At 71.4% G+C, this 16,044-nt stretch carries 14 protein-coding genes; 11 read left to right on the forward strand and 3 right to left on the reverse strand.

Annotation, left to right across the window (positions count from 1 at the left end):
• Positions 1–23 precede the first annotated feature (23 nt).
• A complete protein-coding gene (locus AC6H2I_RS22175) occupies positions 24–794 on the forward strand; it encodes a HAMP domain-containing protein (RefSeq protein WP_497502896.1) in 771 nt (256 codons plus the stop codon).
• Positions 795–862: 68 nt separating this feature from the next.
• Here AC6H2I_RS22175 and AC6H2I_RS22180 read toward each other — a convergent pair whose 3' ends face one another.
• Entirely contained in the window at positions 863–1,420 is a 558-nt protein-coding gene (locus AC6H2I_RS22180) for a hypothetical protein (RefSeq protein ID WP_497502897.1), read from the reverse strand.
• A 268-nt stretch (positions 1,421–1,688) separates the two neighbouring features.
• Here AC6H2I_RS22180 and AC6H2I_RS22185 point away from each other — a divergent pair, with 268 nt between their 5' ends.
• Positions 1,689–2,099 (forward strand): YbaN family protein, encoded by a 411-nt coding sequence (locus tag AC6H2I_RS22185; RefSeq protein ID WP_497502898.1) that lies wholly within the window; start codon positions 1,689–1,691, stop codon positions 2,097–2,099.
• A 10-nt stretch (positions 2,100–2,109) separates the two neighbouring features.
• Here AC6H2I_RS22185 and pdxY read toward each other — a convergent pair whose 3' ends face one another.
• Positions 2,110–2,970: a pyridoxal kinase PdxY gene (gene pdxY, locus AC6H2I_RS22190; protein ID WP_497502899.1), complete on the reverse strand. Its 861-nt coding sequence runs from the start codon at positions 2,968–2,970 to the stop codon at positions 2,110–2,112.
• A 182-nt stretch (positions 2,971–3,152) separates the two neighbouring features.
• Here pdxY and AC6H2I_RS22195 point away from each other — a divergent pair, with 182 nt between their 5' ends.
• The 4 genes from AC6H2I_RS22195 to AC6H2I_RS22210 all read left to right on the forward strand — a co-directional run bounded on the left by AC6H2I_RS22195 (position 3,153) and on the right by AC6H2I_RS22210 (position 7,660).
• On the forward strand, positions 3,153–3,554 hold the full coding sequence (locus AC6H2I_RS22195; RefSeq protein WP_497502900.1) for a hypothetical protein: 402 nt from the start codon (positions 3,153–3,155) through the stop codon (positions 3,552–3,554).
• 135 nt (positions 3,555–3,689) lie between these two features.
• The gene (locus tag AC6H2I_RS22200) at positions 3,690–4,571 is read left to right on the forward strand and encodes an HpcH/HpaI aldolase/citrate lyase family protein (protein WP_497502901.1); all 882 of its coding nucleotides are present in this window, start codon (positions 3,690–3,692) and stop codon (positions 4,569–4,571) included.
• 57 nt (positions 4,572–4,628) lie between these two features.
• The gene (locus AC6H2I_RS22205; RefSeq protein WP_497502902.1) at positions 4,629–6,293 is read left to right on the forward strand and encodes an NAD+ synthase; all 1,665 of its coding nucleotides are present in this window, start codon (positions 4,629–4,631) and stop codon (positions 6,291–6,293) included.
• A 101-nt stretch (positions 6,294–6,394) separates the two neighbouring features.
• Positions 6,395–7,660 carry a DUF2336 domain-containing protein gene (locus tag AC6H2I_RS22210; protein WP_497502903.1) on the forward strand — a complete coding sequence of 422 codons (1,266 nt, stop codon included), beginning with the start codon at positions 6,395–6,397 and terminating at the stop codon, positions 7,658–7,660.
• Positions 7,661–7,678: 18 nt separating this feature from the next.
• On the opposite strand, the gene AC6H2I_RS22215 is transcribed toward AC6H2I_RS22210, so the two are convergent.
• Positions 7,679–8,077 carry a hypothetical protein gene (locus tag AC6H2I_RS22215; protein WP_497502904.1) on the reverse strand — a complete coding sequence of 133 codons (399 nt, stop codon included), beginning with the start codon at positions 8,075–8,077 and terminating at the stop codon, positions 7,679–7,681.
• Between the two features lie 260 nt (positions 8,078–8,337).
• Here AC6H2I_RS22215 and mdh point away from each other — a divergent pair, with 260 nt between their 5' ends.
• From mdh to odhB, 5 genes are all read left to right on the forward strand, one after another.
• Positions 8,338–9,306 (forward strand): malate dehydrogenase, encoded by a 969-nt coding sequence (gene mdh / locus AC6H2I_RS22220; RefSeq protein WP_497502905.1) that lies wholly within the window; start codon positions 8,338–8,340, stop codon positions 9,304–9,306.
• Positions 9,307–9,501: 195 nt separating this feature from the next.
• Positions 9,502–10,698 (forward strand): ADP-forming succinate--CoA ligase subunit beta, encoded by a 1,197-nt coding sequence (sucC, locus tag AC6H2I_RS22225; RefSeq protein WP_497502906.1) that lies wholly within the window; start codon positions 9,502–9,504, stop codon positions 10,696–10,698.
• 1 nt (position 10,699) lies between these two features.
• Complete coding sequence (gene sucD / locus AC6H2I_RS22230) at positions 10,700–11,575, forward strand: succinate--CoA ligase subunit alpha (RefSeq protein ID WP_497502907.1); 876 nt, start codon at positions 10,700–10,702, stop codon at positions 11,573–11,575.
• Positions 11,576–11,765: 190 nt separating this feature from the next.
• Positions 11,766–14,678: a 2-oxoglutarate dehydrogenase E1 component gene (locus tag AC6H2I_RS22235; protein ID WP_497502908.1), complete on the forward strand. Its 2,913-nt coding sequence runs from the start codon at positions 11,766–11,768 to the stop codon at positions 14,676–14,678.
• Between the two features lie 42 nt (positions 14,679–14,720).
• Positions 14,721–15,968 (forward strand): 2-oxoglutarate dehydrogenase complex dihydrolipoyllysine-residue succinyltransferase, encoded by a 1,248-nt coding sequence (gene odhB / locus AC6H2I_RS22240; RefSeq protein WP_497502909.1) that lies wholly within the window; start codon positions 14,721–14,723, stop codon positions 15,966–15,968.
• The last annotated feature ends 76 nt before the right edge of the window (positions 15,969–16,044 follow it).

Raw genomic sequence — 16,044 nt, forward strand, 5'->3', positions numbered from 1 at the left:
GCTTGCTTCCGGGGGGCCTGCCGATGAACCTGTTCGCCCGCATCTGGATCATGACCTCGGCGGCGATCGCCTTGACGGTGCTGACCGCCGTCGCCTCCTACGAGGTGATCATCGGCCGCGCGCTGGCCGAGCACGGGCGCACGGACATGCTGGCCTATGCGCGCCTGATCGCCCATTCCGTGGCGACCGGCACCCCGACGGAGGACTCGCTGCGGCGGCTGCTGGCCTCCGGCCCGCTGATCGGCGTCACCATGTTCGACCGCACCCTCGCGGTGGCGGCCACCGCGGTGGTCCCCGGGCTGGGCGACCACGATCCGGCGGCCGGGCTGGACCGCGCGGCCCTGTCCCAGGTGCTGGACGAGGGAATCGGCATCACCCGGCGGGTCGCCAACACCCTGTTCGTCGCCACCCCGGTGATCGATCCCCAGGGCGACCTGGGAGGGGTGCTGGCCATCGCCGTGCCGACGGAGATCCACGCCGTCCCCCCCACCGAGCGGCTCATGTTCGCCGGCGGTGTCGCGGTCGCCGTGCTGGCGATGGGGATGATCCCGGCGACGGCACTGGCGCGGCGCATCAGCCGCCCCGTCGACACCCTGGTCAAGGTGTCGGAGACGGTGCGCGACGGCACCGTCGACGTGGCGGCGCTGTCGCCGCTCGCCCACCGCCGCGACGAGTTCGGGCGGCTCGCCCGCGGCGTCCTTCTTCTGGCGCGCACCCTCAAGCTGACCGCCGACCGCATGGACAGCATGGTCGAGCAGCGCGCCCGCGAACTGGCCAAGGGCGACGCCCTCTGACGCCGGGCCTTCTGGCGTCCGGCCCCCTGAGGCCCGGCCTCCTGCTGCGCGGGGGCCGCCCCGCCCGGTCAGCCGGCGTCGCGTTGCAGCGCGGCGCGGGTCGGCGCGTCGAGCACCGGCAGGCCCTCGCGGGCCCCCACCAGGTGGGCCCCGCTGCCCGACAGGGTGCGCACGGCGAATCCCGTCACCGCCGGCGGCCGGGCGCCGGCGTGGGGCGTCGGCCGGTCCTCGTAGACCGGTGTGAAGCTGCACCCGCGCAGCAGGGCGCGCAGCATCAGCCGCTCGTCGGCCCGCGCGGCGCCGCCGTCGCCCGGCCCGGCGAAGACCAGGCTCTCCACCTCAGAGTCGCCGACCATGCCACGCTCCAGCAGCACGTTGATCATGGCGGTGGAGGTGATCACTGGAGCGGCCCGTCCGCGCCAGAAGAACCGGCCGTCGTCCCAGCCGACGTCGGACGCCCGGAACACGGCGTGCGGCTCCCCGCCGCCGGTCGGCGCGCTGACCAGATAGTTCATCCGCAGCAATCCGTTCCAGGTGCCCGCCGGGACCAGGATGCAGGAGACGCCGCTGCGGCTGATGCGCAAGTAGGTGTCGTTGATGCCCGAGGGCTCGAAGTCGAACAGCATCGCGTGCCAGCCTCCGCCGCGGCCGTGGGGACGGGAAATCGAACGCGCAAATCAGGTGTGGCGCGCGGCCGCCGCGGCAATCCCGCCTTGCGTCGTGTCCGGTTCGAGAGAGGCCGCCTTCCAAACCGCAGGGGATCACCACATTTCATAACGGTGACCCGGTCATAACGGTGACCCGGTCATAACGGTGACCCGATCATAACGGTGACCCCGGCCGGGTGGCCCGCGATTCGAAAATGGTGTCGGTGCGAGGATGGCAGAAGAACGGATGAGCGGGTGCGCGGAGGAAACGCGGCGCAGCCCCGGCCGGCTGCGGCGCTGGGCGTGGCTGGCGCTCGGCTATGGCGCCGTGGCGCTGGGCGCGGTCGGCGCGTTCCTGCCGGTGCTGCCGACCACGCCGTTCCTGCTGGTGGCCGCCTGGGCCTTCGCCAAGGGCAGCCCGGCGCTGGAGCGCTGGCTCTACGATCACCCGCGCTTCGGGCCGTTCCTGCGGCAGTGGCGCGACCGCGGTGCCATCCCCCTGCGCGGCAAGCTGGCCGCTCTGGGCGGCATGGCGGTGAGCTGGGCGATCATCTACCGCACCACCGAGGGGCCGACGGTGCCGCTGGTGGCCGGCGTGGTGATGGCGCTCGTCGCCCTCTACGTGGCGACCCGGCCGCTTCCCGAACCGGAGGGGTGACCGGGCGCCCTCAGCGCACCCGGCGCGCCGCGAACCGCCGTTCCGGGGACACCAGCCGGTCCTGCGCGGCGATCAGCTGGAGCTCGCGCTCGCCTGCCGCCAGGGTGGCCTCGAACACGGCGTAGATCGCCGCCGTCGCCGCGGCCAGGGCGGCCGCCGGGTCCCCGGTCTTCAGCAGATGGGCCAGGAACAGCGCCGCCGTGGCGTCGCCGGCGCCGTTGGGGGGCGGGTCCAGCGGCAGCCGGGGCGTCTCCACCGCCCAGGCGCCCTCGGGCCCGTCCACCAGCATCTCGATGCGGTCGGCCCCGACATCGGCGCGGCTCAGGCTGGTGACCAGGACCAGCCGCGGGCCGCGGGCCCGCAGCGCCGCCGTGGCGGCCAGCGCGTCCTCCAGGGTGGCGACCGCACGGTCGGCCAGGAACTCCAGCTCGAACTGGTTGGGGGTGATCACGTCGGCCGCCGGCACGGCGTGCGCCTTGATGAAGTCGGGCAGGCCGGGGCGGACGAAGAAGCCGCGGCCGACGTCGCCCATGACCGGATCGCAGCAGAACAGGGCGCCGGGGTTGGCGGCCTTCACCCGGGCCGCCGTCTCGACGATGACCTGGCCCAGCGTCGCCTCGCCCATGTATCCCGACAGCACGGCGTCGCAGCGGTCCAGCCCGCCGCGCGCGGCGATGCCGTCGACCACGTCGGCGATGTGCTCCGGGGTGAACACCTGGCCGGTCCACGCGCCGTAGCCTGTGTGGTTGGAGAACTGCACGGTGTGGACCGCGGTGACGTCGAATCCCAGCCGCTGCAGCGGGAACACGGCGGCGCGGTTGCCCACATAACCGTAGGCGACATGGGACTGGATGGAGAGGACGCTCTGCATGGCGCCGCAGCCTAGGCGATCGGCGCCGCGCCGTCCAGCCCGGGCGCAGACCCCCGCGGCTCCCCCCGGCGTTTCATGTCGGCGTGGAAATCTGATGTAATCGCCGGGAAACGCGAAAAGACTCCCAAGTATTCGGTTCCGTTCGTAGGCTGCCAATGCGCAAAGCGGAACAGGGGACGGCGATGACCATCGAGTTCGTTCGCATGACGTTGCGCCGCGACGACGGCACGTCGCTGCGGGTGGCGGGGCCGGTGGTGCTGCAGAGCGACGGCGCCGTGGACCTGTTCGGCGACGCGGTGGCCCACGCCGACACCATCGTCGCGGCGGTCGAAGCGTTCGACCCGGTCGCGCCGCTGGTGGCGCTGACCCCGGCGGAGCTGGCGGGGGCCGGCAGCGGCGGCCCGGGCCTCGTCGCCGACCGCATCCGCATCGGCGGCGCCTCCTGTCTGACGCCCCTGGCGCTGCGCCCCGGACGCCCCGCCGCCATCGGGCCGGAGGCCGACCCGGCGACCTGGGCGGCGGCCTGGCGGGCGCTGGCGCTGTTCCGGGCGGTGCGCTCCATCGCCCGCGTCTGCGCTGCCTGATGGGGCTGCCTGAAGGGGCTGCCCGATGGGCCTGCCCGGCGGACACCGGGTGGGTGCGACGCGTGACCTCGTGGACAGGCGGGGCGGTCGGCGGGTAAGCAGGGGCGGTCCGATCACCGCAGCCGGAGACCCGCCATGGCCGCCACCGTCCGCCCGCGCCGCAGCGTGCTCTACATGCCGGGGTCGAACCCCCGGGCCTTGGACAAGGGGCGCTCGCTGCCGGCCGACGGGCTGATCCTCGACCTGGAGGACGCGGTCGCCCCCGACGCGAAGGCCGCCGCCCGCGCCGCGATCCGCGAGGCCCTGGCCGGCGGTGGCTACGGCGCCCGCGAGGTGGTGGTGCGCGTCAACGCCCTCAACACCCCCTGGGGCTACGACGACCTCGCCATGGCCGCGGCCAGCGGCGCCGACGCGGTCCTGTTGCCCAAGGTGGAGAGCGCCGACGCCGTGCGCCAGGCCGAGGCCGCGCTGCACGCCGCCGGGGCGCCGGCCCAGCAGCGCCTGTGGTGCATGATGGAGACGCCCCTGGGAATGCTGAACGCCAAGGAGATCGCCGGGGCGTCGCCACGCCTGGGCGCCCTGGTGATGGGCACCTCCGACCTGGCCAAGGATCTGCACGCCGCCCACACCCCCGACCGCCTGCCGTTGCTGACCGCGCTGGGCCTCTGCCTGCTGGCGGCGCGCGCCCACGGGCTGGCCATCCTCGACGGCGTGCACCTCGACCTCGCCGACGACGCGGGGTTCGCGGCGTCGTGCGCCCAGGGCCGTGCGCTCGGCTTCGACGGCAAGACGCTGATCCACCCCAAGACCATCGCGGCCTGCAACGCGGCGTTCGCGCCCGGGGCCGACGAGGTGGCGGCGTGCCGGCGCGTCATCGACGCCCACGCCGAGGCGGTGGCGGCGGGCAAGGGCGTGGTGGTGGTCGACGGCAAGCTGGTGGAGAACCTGCACGTGGAGAACGCCCGGCGGCTGGTCGCCATGGCCGCGGCGATCGCGGCGCTGGAGAACGGCGGATAACGCGCTAGACTCCGGCACACGCACCGACACGAGCAGCCAGGGAACGGCCCGCACACCATGACCGACCGCATTGCCATCGCCCTCGCCCAGGTCAACCCGACCCTCGGCAACATCCCCGCCAACGTCGAGCGCATCCGCACGGCGCGGGCCGAGGCCGCGGCGCGGGGCGCCGACCTCGTGGTCTTTCCCGAGCTGGTGGTCTGCGGCTACCCGCCCGAGGACCTGGTGCTGAAGCCGTTCTTCCTCGACGCGGTGGAGGCCGCGGTGACCGGCTTCGCGGCCGACACCGCGGATGGCGGGCCGGCCGTGCTGGTGGGGGCGCCGTGGCGCCAGGACGGGCGGGTCTACAACGCCGCCCTGCTGCTCGACGGCGGCGCCGTGGCGGCGGTCCGCTTCAAGCACGACCTGCCCAACTACGGCGTCTTCGACGAGAAGCGGGTGTTCGCCGCCGGGCCGCTGCCGGGGCCGATGAACGTCCGCGGCGTGCGCCTGGGCGTCATGGTGTGCGAAGACATGTGGAGCGACGCCGCCGCCGAGACCCTGGCGGAGACCGGGGCGGAAATCCTGGTGGTGCCCAACGGCAGCCCCTACGAGACCGACAAGCACGACCGCCGCATGGCGCTGGCGGTCGCCCGGGTGACCGAGACCGGGCTGCCGCTGATCTACGTGAACCAGGTGGGCGGCCAGGACGAGCTGGTGTTCGACGGCTCCTCCTTCGCGCTGGGGGCGGACCGCACGCTCGCGGCGCAGTCCCCGGCCTTCGTCGAACACCTCCAGGTGACGCGCTGGGAACGCGGCGCCGACGATGTGTGGCGCTGCGCCGAGGGCGACCTGGTGCCGCCGCCCGGGGAGACCGAGGCGATCTACCGCGCCCTGGTGCTGGGGCTGCGCGACTACGTCAACAAGAACCGCTTCCCCGGCGTGCTCCTGGGCCTGTCGGGGGGCGTGGACTCCGCGCTGTCGGCGGCCCTGGCGGTGGACGCGCTGGGTCCGGACCGGGTGCACTGCGTGATGATGCCCTCGCCCTACACCTCGCAGGAGAGCCTGGACGACGCCGCGGAATGCGCCGAGCTGCTGGGCGTGCGCCTCGACAGCGTGTCGATCCGCCCGGCGATGGACGCGTTCGAGCACATGCTGTCCCCCGTCTTCGCCGGGCGCGACCCCGACATCACCGAGGAGAACATCCAGTCGCGCTCGCGCGGGCTGACCTTGATGGCGCTGTCGAACAAGTTCGGCGCCATGGTGCTGTCGACCGGCAACAAGTCGGAGGTGTCGGTGGGCTACGCCACCCTCTACGGCGACATGTGCGGCGGCTTCAACGCGCTGAAGGACGTCTACAAGACCACCGTCTACGCGCTGTCGCGCTGGCGCAACGGCCATCTGCCCGACGACGTCCGCGGCCCGGCCGGCCGCGTCGTGCCCGAGCGCGTCCTGACCAAGGCACCGACGGCGGAGCTGAAGCCGGACCAGACCGACCAGGATTCGCTGCCCCCCTACGACGACCTCGACGACATCCTGCGCTGCCTGGTGGAGCTGGACCTCGGCATCCCCGAGATCGTCGCCCGCGGCCACGCACCGGAGACCGTGAACAAGGTCTGGCGCCTGCTGCATCTGGCCGAATACAAGCGCCGGCAGGCGGCCCCGGGGGTGAAGATCACCCGGCGGATCTTCAACCGCGACCGCCGCTATCCGATCACCAACGGCTTCACCAGCGTCGTCTGAGCCGGGGCGCGGATTAGGCCCTCGTTAACCGGGTGGCGGTTCCATGGGGGGACGGGACGTTCGCCGCCGCGGCGGGCGTCCGCTGCCATCGGGACGGTTGCGTGAAGGGCAAGGCGACACCCGCGCGGCTTCGGCCGCCGGCCACCTCGGGGTTCCGCGCCGGCGTGCCGCCGGCGCGCTTGCCGGCGCTCGCGGCGCCGGCCGAAGGCGAGGGGGTCGAGGCGGGCGAGATGGACTACCTATTCGCCGACGGCGCCGGGCCGGCCGTGTCCGCCGCGCCCGAGGGCGGCCGCGGCGACACCGCCCGGGCGCTGGGCGACGCCCTGGCGCAGAGCCGGCTCGACGGGTGGGGCCACGACAGCGTGCGCGCCGTGCTGGCACGCAAGCTGTGCCGCCTGCTGCCCGACCTGCCGCCGGACGGCCGGGACACCCTCACCCGCAGCGCCTTCCGGGCGCTGGAGCAGTTGGCCGGCGACCATGTCGCCCAGGTCCGCGCCGCCCTCGCCTCGGCCATCAAGGACGTCGCCTGCGCGCCGCCGCCGGTGGTGCAGCGGCTGGCCCGCGACGTGGAGCGCTGCGTCGCCGAGCCGATCCTGCACTGCTGCGCGACGCTGACCGATGAGGACCTGCTGGGGGTGATCGCCGGCCGGCCCGAGACCTGGCGGCTCGCCGCCATCGCCGGGCGCCGCCGGGTCAGCGGCGCGGTGTCGGAGGCGATCGCCGCCACCGGCGACCCGGCCGCCACCGGCGTGCTCATCGACAACACCGGCGCCATCATTCCCGAGCCGGCGCTGGAGCGCCTGGTGGAGGACGCGGCCGACCGCCAGCACTGGCAGGCCGGGCTGGCCCGCCGTCCCGCCCTGCCGCCCCGGCTGGCCGTGCGCCTCGCCGCGTTCGTCGACCGCTCCGTGCTCGACCTGCTGCGGCGGCGCGCCGACTTCGACGACGCCACCGCCGCCGAGATCGCCGCCACGGTGCGCCGCCGCGTCGATTGGGTGGCGTGGCGCGACCCGGCCGAGCCCGACGCGGCCCGGGCGTCGCGGCTGCACCGCTGCGGCGGGCTGGACGAGACGGCGATCGGCGACGCGCTGTCGTGGGACGAGAGGGGGTTCGTGCGTGCGGCCCTCGGCCTGCGCGCCGCGGTGCCGCCCGCCACCGTCGACGCGATCCTCGGCGGCGACGACGCGCGGGCGGTGACGGCGCTGGTGTGGCGGGCCGGCTTCAGCATGCGCTGCGCCATGCAGGTCCAGGCCCGCGCCGCGGGCCTGGCGCCGTCGGCGATGCTCAACGCCCGCGGCGGCACCGATTTCCCGATGAGCGGGGCCGAGATGGCGCGCCATCTCTCCCGCTACGGGGTGGTCGGCTGAGCCGCCCGCCGGCCCGGGTCACCGGGCCATGCGGTCGCTGTCGGGATCGCGCACCTTGGGCGGGGTGACGATGAGCTCGCCGTCGGCGGTGCCGAAATCGATCAGCGCCTGACGGCGCACCTCCAGGCAGGCCGCGCGCTTGGGCGCCGTCGCGGTGTCGCCCTCCGGCGCCGACAGCAGGCGGGTGTACCAGGGATGGGCGCGGTGCTCCGCGACGATCTCCACGAAGACGAAGTTCATCAGCGGCCGGCACAGCTCCGCCGTCGCCGGCGCGGCGGCGTCGGCGATCGGCGCCTCCGCCAGCGCGGTCTGGTAGTCCGCCACGGTCTGGGCCGCGGCGGGCGCCGCCGACGCCAGCAGGCCCGTGGCCAGGACGGTTGCGAATACCTGCGGTGCTGCAAGTGCGAAGCGGCGCATGGGGGGGCTCTCCTGGAAGCGGTGTCGAATCGGTGTCGTCATGGGTCGGACATAGGTCGGGCGCCGGCCGGGTGCGCCTTGGCGGTTTCGCGGAATCGGTGACCGGTTCCGGTTATGTGCGCCCCGTTGCCCTTGCCCTCGGTGTGGATTCGCGCTACGAACCCGCCACGAATTCTAAGGGCGCTGGACCCCTAAGGAAAGAAAATCCACCCGGTTGGACCCCTCACTGAACGGGGGTGCTCATGCTCAGGGAACGCTCCATGGCACGCAAGAAGATCGCTCTCGTCGGTGCCGGCCAGATCGGCGGCACGCTGGCCCTCCTGGCCGGCCTGAAGGAACTGGGCGACATCGTCCTGTTCGACATTGCCGAAGGCATGCCCGACGGCAAGGCGCTCGACCTCGCCGAGGCCTCCCCGGTGGAGGGCTTCAACGCCAAGCTGACCGGCGGCAACGACTATTCGGTGATCGCGGGCGCGGACGTGGTGATCGTCACCGCCGGCGTGCCGCGCAAGCCGGGGATGAGCCGCGACGACCTGATCGGCATCAACACCGGCGTCTGCCAGGCCGTCGGCGAGGCCATCAAGACGCACTGCCCCGACGCCTTCGTGATCGTCATCACCAACCCGCTCGACGTCATGGTGTGGGTGCTCCAGCAGGCCTCCGGTCTGCCGCCGGAGAAGGTGGTGGGGATGGCCGGCGTGCTCGACAGCGCGCGTTTCCGCTACTTCCTGGCCGACGAGTTCGACGTGTCCGTCGAGGACGTCACCGCCTTCGTGCTGGGCGGCCACGGCGACACCATGGTTCCGCTGGCCCGCTACTCCACCGTCGCCGGCATCCCGCTGCCCGACCTGGTGAAGATGGGCTGGACCACCCAGGAGCGGCTCGACGCCATCGTCCAGCGCACCCGGGACGGCGGCGCCGAGATCGTGAAGCTGCTCAAGACCGGCTCGGCCTTCTACGCGCCGGCGGCGTCGGCCATCACCATGGCCGAGAGCTATTTGAAGGACCAGCGCCGGCTGCTGCCGTGCGCCGCCTACCTGACCGGCCAGTACGGAGTCAACGACCTGTACGTGGGCGTTCCGGTCGTCATCGGTGAGAACGGTGTCGAGAAGATCGTCGAGATCGAGATGGACGCCGAAGAGAAGAAGATGTTCGACCACTCCGTCGACGCTGTGAAGCAGCTCGTCGCCGTGGTGAAGAAGCAGCAAGCCGAAAAGGCCGCCTCGTAAGGGGCGGCCTTTTTTGCCTGACGGGGTTTGGTCGCGCCGCTCGGGACGGACGGTTGAACGCTCCGCCCGAGGTGGTAAAGTACCGCCGGCCTCTCGACCGGGGGGATACGCCCTCCGGCCGAAAGGCCGAAACGTCCGACGCGTCAAGCCCTGCGTCCGCCCATCGTCTGCCGATCAAATCTAGATGGACGCCCGATGAACATCCATGAATACCAGGCCAAAGGCCTGCTGAAGAAGTACGGCGTCGCGGTTCCCCGCGGCGGCGTCGCCTACACGCCCCAGGAAGCCGAGACCGTCGCCCGCGAGCTGGGTGGCCCGGTGTGGGTGGTGAAGTCCCAGATCCACGCCGGCGGCCGCGGAGCCGGCCGCTTCAAGGACAACCCCGACGGCAAGGGCGGCGTCCGCGTCGTCAAGTCGGTCGACGACGTGGGCCAGAACGCCGGGCAGATGCTGGGCCAGGTCCTGGTCACCAAGCAGACCGGGCCCGAGGGCAAGGAAGTCAAGCGGATCTACGTCGAGGAAGGCGCCGACATCAAGCGCGAGCTGTACCTCGGCATGCTGATCGACCGCGCCTCCGGCCGCGTCACGGTGATCGCCTCGACCGAGGGCGGCATGGAGATCGAGGAGGTCGCCCACGACCATCCCGAGAAGATCCTGAAGGTCGCCATCGACCCGGTGTCCGGCATCCAGGGCCACCACTGCCGCACGGTCGCCTTCGGGCTGGGCCTCGAGGGCAAGCAGGTCGGCGCGGCCACCAAGTTCCTGATGGGCATGTACAAGGCCTTCATCGAGCTGGACTGCTCCATCGTCGAGATCAACCCGCTGATCGTCACCGGCGCGGGCGAGGTCCTGGCGCTCGACGCCAAGATGAACTTCGACGACAACGCCCTGTTCCGGCACAAGGACGTCGAGGAGCTGCGCGACGAGTCCGAGGAGGACCCGGCGGAGATCGAGGCGGCGAAGCACAGCCTCAACTACGTCAAGCTCGACGGCAACATCGGCTGCATGGTCAACGGCGCCGGCCTGGCGATGGCGACCATGGACATCATCAAGCTGTACGGCGGCGAGCCGGCGAACTTCCTGGACGTCGGCGGCGGCGCCACCAAGGAGCGCGTCACCGCGGCCTTCAAGCTGATCCTGTCCGACGCCAACGTCGAGGGCATCCTGGTCAACATCTTCGGCGGCATCATGCGCTGCGACGTGATCGCCGAAGGGGTGGTCGCCGCCGCGCGCGAGGTGCATCTGCACGTGCCGCTGGTGGTGCGCCTGGAAGGCACCAACGTCGATCTCGGCAAGAAGATCCTCGCCGAATCGGGCCTGCCGATCCTGTCGGCCGACAACCTGGCCGACGCCGCCGAAAAGGTCGTCAAGGCCGTGAAGGAGGCCAAGTAAGATGGCTGTTCTCGTCGATTCCAACACGAAGGTCATCTGCCAGGGCTTCACCGGCGCCCAGGGCACCTTCCATTCCGAGCAGGCGATCGCCTACGGCACCAAGATGGTCGGCGGCGTCACCCCGGGTAAGGGCGGCACCACCCACCTCGACCTGCCGGTGTTCGACACCGTCGCCGCCGCCGTGGAGAAGACCGGCGCCAACGCCTCGGTCATCTATGTGCCGCCGCCCTTCGCCGCCGACGCGATCCTCGAGGCGATCGACGCCGAGATCCCGCTGGTGGTCTGCATCACCGAGGGCATCCCGGTGCTCGACATGGTGCGCGTGAAGCGGGCGCTGGCCAACTCCAAGACCCGCCTGATCGGCCCGAACTGCCCCGGCATCATCACGCCGGACGAGTGCAAGATCGGCATCATGCCGGGCCACATCCACAAGCGTGGCAAGATCGGCATCGTGTCGCGCTCGGGCACGCTGACCTACGAGGCGGTGGCCCAGACCACGGCGGCCGGCCTCGGCCAGACCACCTGCATCGGCATCGGCGGCGACCCGGTCAACGGCACCAACTTCGTGGAGAGCCTGGAGCTGTTCCTGAAGGACCCGGAGACCGAGGGCATCATCATGATCGGTGAGATCGGCGGCGACGCCGAGGTCAAGGGCGCCGAGTTCATCAAGGACTCCAAGACCGCCAAGCCGGTCGTCGGCTTCATCGCCGGCCGCACGGCGCCTCCGGGCCGCCGCATGGGCCACGCCGGCGCGGTGGTCTCGGGCGGCAACGACACCGCCGACTTCAAGATCGAGTTCATGAAGTCGGCCGGCATCGCCGTCGCCGACAGCCCGGCGAGCCTCGGCTCGACCATGCTGTCGGTCATGAAGGGCTGATGCGGGGAGCGGCGGGCCGGGGGCGGGGGCGGGCGACCGCTCCCGCCCCCGGCGCGACGAAGGGCAGGGGTGCGCCCGCCGCCGGTGATCCGGCGTGCGGGTTCATCCATATCAACGAAGGGGCCGAACGGCCCCGTGATAACAACCTCGGACGCTAGGGAACGCGCGGCGCACGCCCGCGGCGAAGACCATGTCGGTGAATCTGGAGAAGTCCTCGTTCCTGTTCGGCTCGAACGCCACCTACGTGGCCGAGCTCTATGCCCGCTTCCTGCAGGACGCCAACGCGGTGGACTCGAGCTGGAGCGGCTTCTTCAAAGAGTTGGACGACGACACCCGCGCGGTGCTCGACGAACTGCGCGGTGCCTCGTGGGCCCTGCGCGACGCCAACGGCGCCAACGGCACCGATGACGTGGTGGCGGCCTCGCTGGCCGAGCCGATGCCGGCCGCCCGCGGGCCGCTGCTGGCCCACGCCCAGCAGGTGTTCGGCGGCGTCAGCCACGATCAGCTCCGCCAGGCGGTGCTCGACAGCATCCGCGCGCTGATGCTGATCCGCGTCTACCGCGTGCGCGGCCACATGAACGCCCACTTCGACCCGCTGGGCCTGGAGAAGCGCGAGCCGCACCCCGAGCTGGACCCCGCGACCTACGGCTTCGGGCCCGGCGACTACGACCGGCCGATCTTCCTGAACTACTCGCTGGGCCTGGAGACGGCGACCCTGCGCCAGATCATGGACCTGCTGCAGAAGACCTACTGCAGCACCATCGGCGTGGAGTTCATGCACATCCAGGACCCCGGCCAGAAGGCGTGGATCCAGGAGCGCATCGAGGGGGCGCGCAACCAGACCGACTTCACCGTCAACGGCAAGCGGGCGATCCTGGAGCGCCTGACCGCGGCCGAGTGCTTCGAGAAGTTCCTCCAGCTGAAGTACACCGGGACCAAGCGCTTCGGCCTGGAGGGCGGCGAGTCGCTGATCCCGGCGCTGGAGCAGATCCTCAAGCGCGGCGGCCAGCTCGGCCTGCGCGAGGTGGCGCTGGGCATGGCCCACCGCGGACGCCTCAACGTGCTCGGCAACTTCATGGGCAAGCGCTTCGCGGCCATCTTCTCGGAGTTCCAGGGCAACCCCTCGGCGCCGGAGAACGTGCAGGGCTCGGGCGACGTGAAGTACCACCTGGGCACCTCGTCGGACCGCGACTTCAACGGCAACGTCGTCCACCTCTCGCTGACCGCCAACCCGTCCCACCTGGAATGGGTGAACCCGGTGGTGCTGGGCAAGGTGCGGGCCAAGCAGATGCAGCGCCACGACGACGAGCGCGACCAGGTCGTCGGCCTGCTGCTGCACGGCGACGCGGCCTTCGCCGGCCAGGGCATCGTGGCGGAGACGCTGGGCCTGTCGGAGCTGCGCGGCTACCGCACCGGCGGCACCATCCACTTCATCATCAACAACCAGATCGGCTTCACCACCAACCCGCACTTCTCGCGCTCGGGCATCTACTGCTCGGACATGGCGAAGATCGTGCAGGCGCCGATCTTCCACGTGAACGGCGACGACCCCGAGGCGGTGGTCCACGTCAGCCGCATCGCCATCGAGTTCCGCCAGCGCTTCAAGACCGACGTGGTGGTCGACATGGTGTGCTACCGCCGCCATGGCCACAACGAAGGCGACGAGCCCGGCTTCACCCAGCCGATCATGTACAAGGCGATCCGCCAGCACCCGACCACCCGTGACCTCTACGCCCGCCAGTTGGTGACCGAGAGCGTCATCACCGAGGGCGAGGGCGACCAGCTCGTCCAGGACTTCATGAAGCGCCTGGAGGAGGAGTTCGAGGTGTCCGCCTCGTTCAAGCCCAACAAGGCCGACTGGCTCGAGGGCAAGTGGCTCGGCCTGGAGGGCGCCAACTCCGACGACGACTTCCGCGCCAAGACGGGGGTGCCGATCGACCTGCTGAAGGAGGTCGGGCGGCGGCTGTGCGACGTGCCCGACGGCTTCAACATCAACTCCAAGATCTCCCGCCAGCTCGACGCCAAGCGCAAGGCCGTCGAGGCCGGCGGGCCGATCGACTGGGCGACCGCCGAGCAGCTGGCCTACGGCACCCTGCTGGTGGAGGGCACCCCGGTGCGCTTGTCGGGCCAGGACTCGGGCCGCGGCACCTTCTCGCACCGCCACGCCGTGGTCTACGACCAGCAGACCGAGGACAAGTACGTCGCGCTGAACCACCTCAAGTCCGGCCAGGCGCCGTTCGAGGTGCACGACAGCCCGCTGTCCGAGGCCGCCGTGCTCGGCTTCGAGTACGGCTACTCGCTGGCCGAGCCGCACGCCCTGGTGCTGTGGGAGGCGCAGTTCGGCGACTTCGCGAACACCGCCCAGACCATCATCGACCAGTTCATCTGCTCCGGCGAATCGAAGTGGCTGCGCATGTGCGGCCTGGTGATGCTGCTGCCCCACGGCTACGAGGGCCAGGGGCCGGAGCACTCGTCGGCGCGGCCCGAGCGCTTCTTGCAGATGTGCGGCGAGGACAACTGGCAGATCTGCAACGTCACCACGCCGGCCAACCTGTTCCATGTGTTCCGCCGCCAGGTCCGTCGCAAGATCCGCAAGCCGCTGGTCCTGTTGACGCCGAAGTCGCTGCTGCGCCATAAGCTGTGCGTCTCCGACCTGGCCGAGATGGGCGAGGGCACGGCGTTCCGCCGCGTGCTGCCGGAGATGGCGGGCGACATGGTGGCCGACGACAAGGTGCGCCGCGTCGTGGTCTGCACGGGCAAGGTCTACTACGACCTGCTGGCCGAACGCACCGAGCGCAGGATCAAGGACGTCGCGCTGATCCGCACCGAGCAGATGTACCCCTACCCGCGGGCCGCCCTGCTGCAGGAGTTCGCGAAGTACCCGAACGCCGACGTCGTCTGGTGCCAGGAGGAGCCGGAGAACCAGGGGGCCTGGCTCTTCATGGACCGCCGCATCGAGAAGACCCTCGGGGAACTGGACCACAAGACCAAGCGGCCGGTCTACGTCGGCCGGCCGGCCAGCGCCGCCCCGGCCACCGGTCTGCTGAAGCGGCACAACCAAGAACAGGCGAAGCTCGTGGACGAAGCGCTGACGGTGCGCTGACGCCACGCCAGGGGCCGAACAAGAAGGACGCAAGAGGAAGTCATGGCTACGGAAATCAAGGTTCCCACCCTGGGTGAGTCGGTCTCCGAAGCGACCGTCGCCCGGTGGCTGAAGAAGGTCGGCGAGGCGGTCGGCGCCGACGAGCCGCTGGTCGAGCTGGAAACCGACAAGGTCACGCTGGAGGTTCCCGCCCCCGGCGCCGGCACGCTGGCCGAGATCATCGCCGCCGAGGGGGCGAACGTCGAGGTCAACGCGGTGCTCGGCATCATCGCCGACGGCGCCGCCGCGCCGTCGGAGGTCGCCAAGCCGGTCCAGGCCAAGCCGGCGCCGACCCCGGCCGCCGCGCCCGCCACCGCCCCGGCTGCCGCGGCAAGCGGCGCCGGCGTCATGCCGGCCGCCCAGAAGATGATTTCCGAGAAGGGCCTGAACGCCGACGACATCGCCGGCACGGGCAAGGGCGGGCGCGTCACCAAGGGCGACGTGATCGACCACGCCGAAGCGCCCAAGCCGGCTCCCGCCGCCGCCCCCGCGCCCGCCGCGCCGCAGAAGTACCAGTGGGCCGCCGGCAGCCAGGGCGAGCGCCCGCGCGCCGCCCAGGAGGAGCGGGTGCGGTTGACCCGGCTGCGCCAGCGCATCGCCGAGCGTCTCAAGGAGGCGCAGAACTCCGCCGCCATGCTCACCACCTTCAACGAGGTGGACATGAGCAACGTCATGGCCCTGCGCAACGAGTACAAGGACTACTTCGAGAAGCGGCACAAGGTGCGCCTCGGCTTCATGTCCTTCTTCATCAAGGCGTCGATCCAGGCCCTGAAGGAGATCCCGGCGGTGAACGCCGAGATCGACGGCACCGACCTGATCTACAAGAACTACTACGACATCGGTGTCGCCGTCGGCACGCCGCAGGGCCTGGTCGTGCCGATCGTGCGCGACGCCGACCAGATGAGCTTCGCCCAGGTCGAGGCGAAGATCGGCGAGCTCGGCAAGAAGGGCCGCGACGGCAAGCTCTCCATGGACGAGCTGACGGGCGGCACCTTCACCATCTCCAACGGCGGCGTCTACGGTTCGCTGATGTCGACGCCGATCATCAACCCGCCGCAGTCGGCGATTCTGGGCATGCACAAGACCATGGACCGCGCCGTCGTCATCGGCGGCAAGGTCGAGGTGCGGCCGATGATGTACCTGGCGCTGTCCTACGACCACCGCATCATCGACGGCAAGGAGGCGGTGACCTTCCTGGTCCGCATCAAGGAGTGCCTGGAGGACCCGCGGCGCCTCCTGCTGGACGTCTGACCCGGGGCGCGGCCCCCGCCGCCGCGACCGCGGCGGGGGCCGCGGCGGCGGGGGCATGGCGGCCGGCGCCGCGTTG

The sequence above is a fragment of the Azospirillum sp. NS33 genome (assembly GCF_059703765.1).

Coding starts and splice junctions, on each gene's coding strand:
- AC6H2I_RS22180 (WP_497502897.1), bottom strand. CDS start 1,420: ATGCTGTTCGACTTCGAGCCCTCGGGCATCAACGACACCTACTTGCGC.
- AC6H2I_RS22235 (WP_497502908.1), top strand. CDS start 11,766: ATGTCGGTGAATCTGGAGAAGTCCTCGTTCCTGTTCGGCTCGAACGCC.
- AC6H2I_RS22195 (WP_497502900.1), top strand. CDS start 3,153: ATGACCATCGAGTTCGTTCGCATGACGTTGCGCCGCGACGACGGCACG.
- sucD (WP_497502907.1), top strand. CDS start 10,700: ATGGCTGTTCTCGTCGATTCCAACACGAAGGTCATCTGCCAGGGCTTC.
- AC6H2I_RS22200 (WP_497502901.1), top strand. CDS start 3,690: ATGGCCGCCACCGTCCGCCCGCGCCGCAGCGTGCTCTACATGCCGGGG.
- sucC (WP_497502906.1), top strand. CDS start 9,502: ATGAACATCCATGAATACCAGGCCAAAGGCCTGCTGAAGAAGTACGGC.
- pdxY (WP_497502899.1), bottom strand. CDS start 2,970: ATGCAGAGCGTCCTCTCCATCCAGTCCCATGTCGCCTACGGTTATGTG.
- mdh (WP_497502905.1), top strand. CDS start 8,338: ATGGCACGCAAGAAGATCGCTCTCGTCGGTGCCGGCCAGATCGGCGGC.
- AC6H2I_RS22205 (WP_497502902.1), top strand. CDS start 4,629: ATGACCGACCGCATTGCCATCGCCCTCGCCCAGGTCAACCCGACCCTC.
- AC6H2I_RS22185 (WP_497502898.1), top strand. CDS start 1,689: ATGAGCGGGTGCGCGGAGGAAACGCGGCGCAGCCCCGGCCGGCTGCGG.
- AC6H2I_RS22215 (WP_497502904.1), bottom strand. CDS start 8,077: ATGCGCCGCTTCGCACTTGCAGCACCGCAGGTATTCGCAACCGTCCTG.
- odhB (WP_497502909.1), top strand. CDS start 14,721: ATGGCTACGGAAATCAAGGTTCCCACCCTGGGTGAGTCGGTCTCCGAA.
- AC6H2I_RS22175 (WP_497502896.1), top strand. CDS start 24: ATGAACCTGTTCGCCCGCATCTGGATCATGACCTCGGCGGCGATCGCC.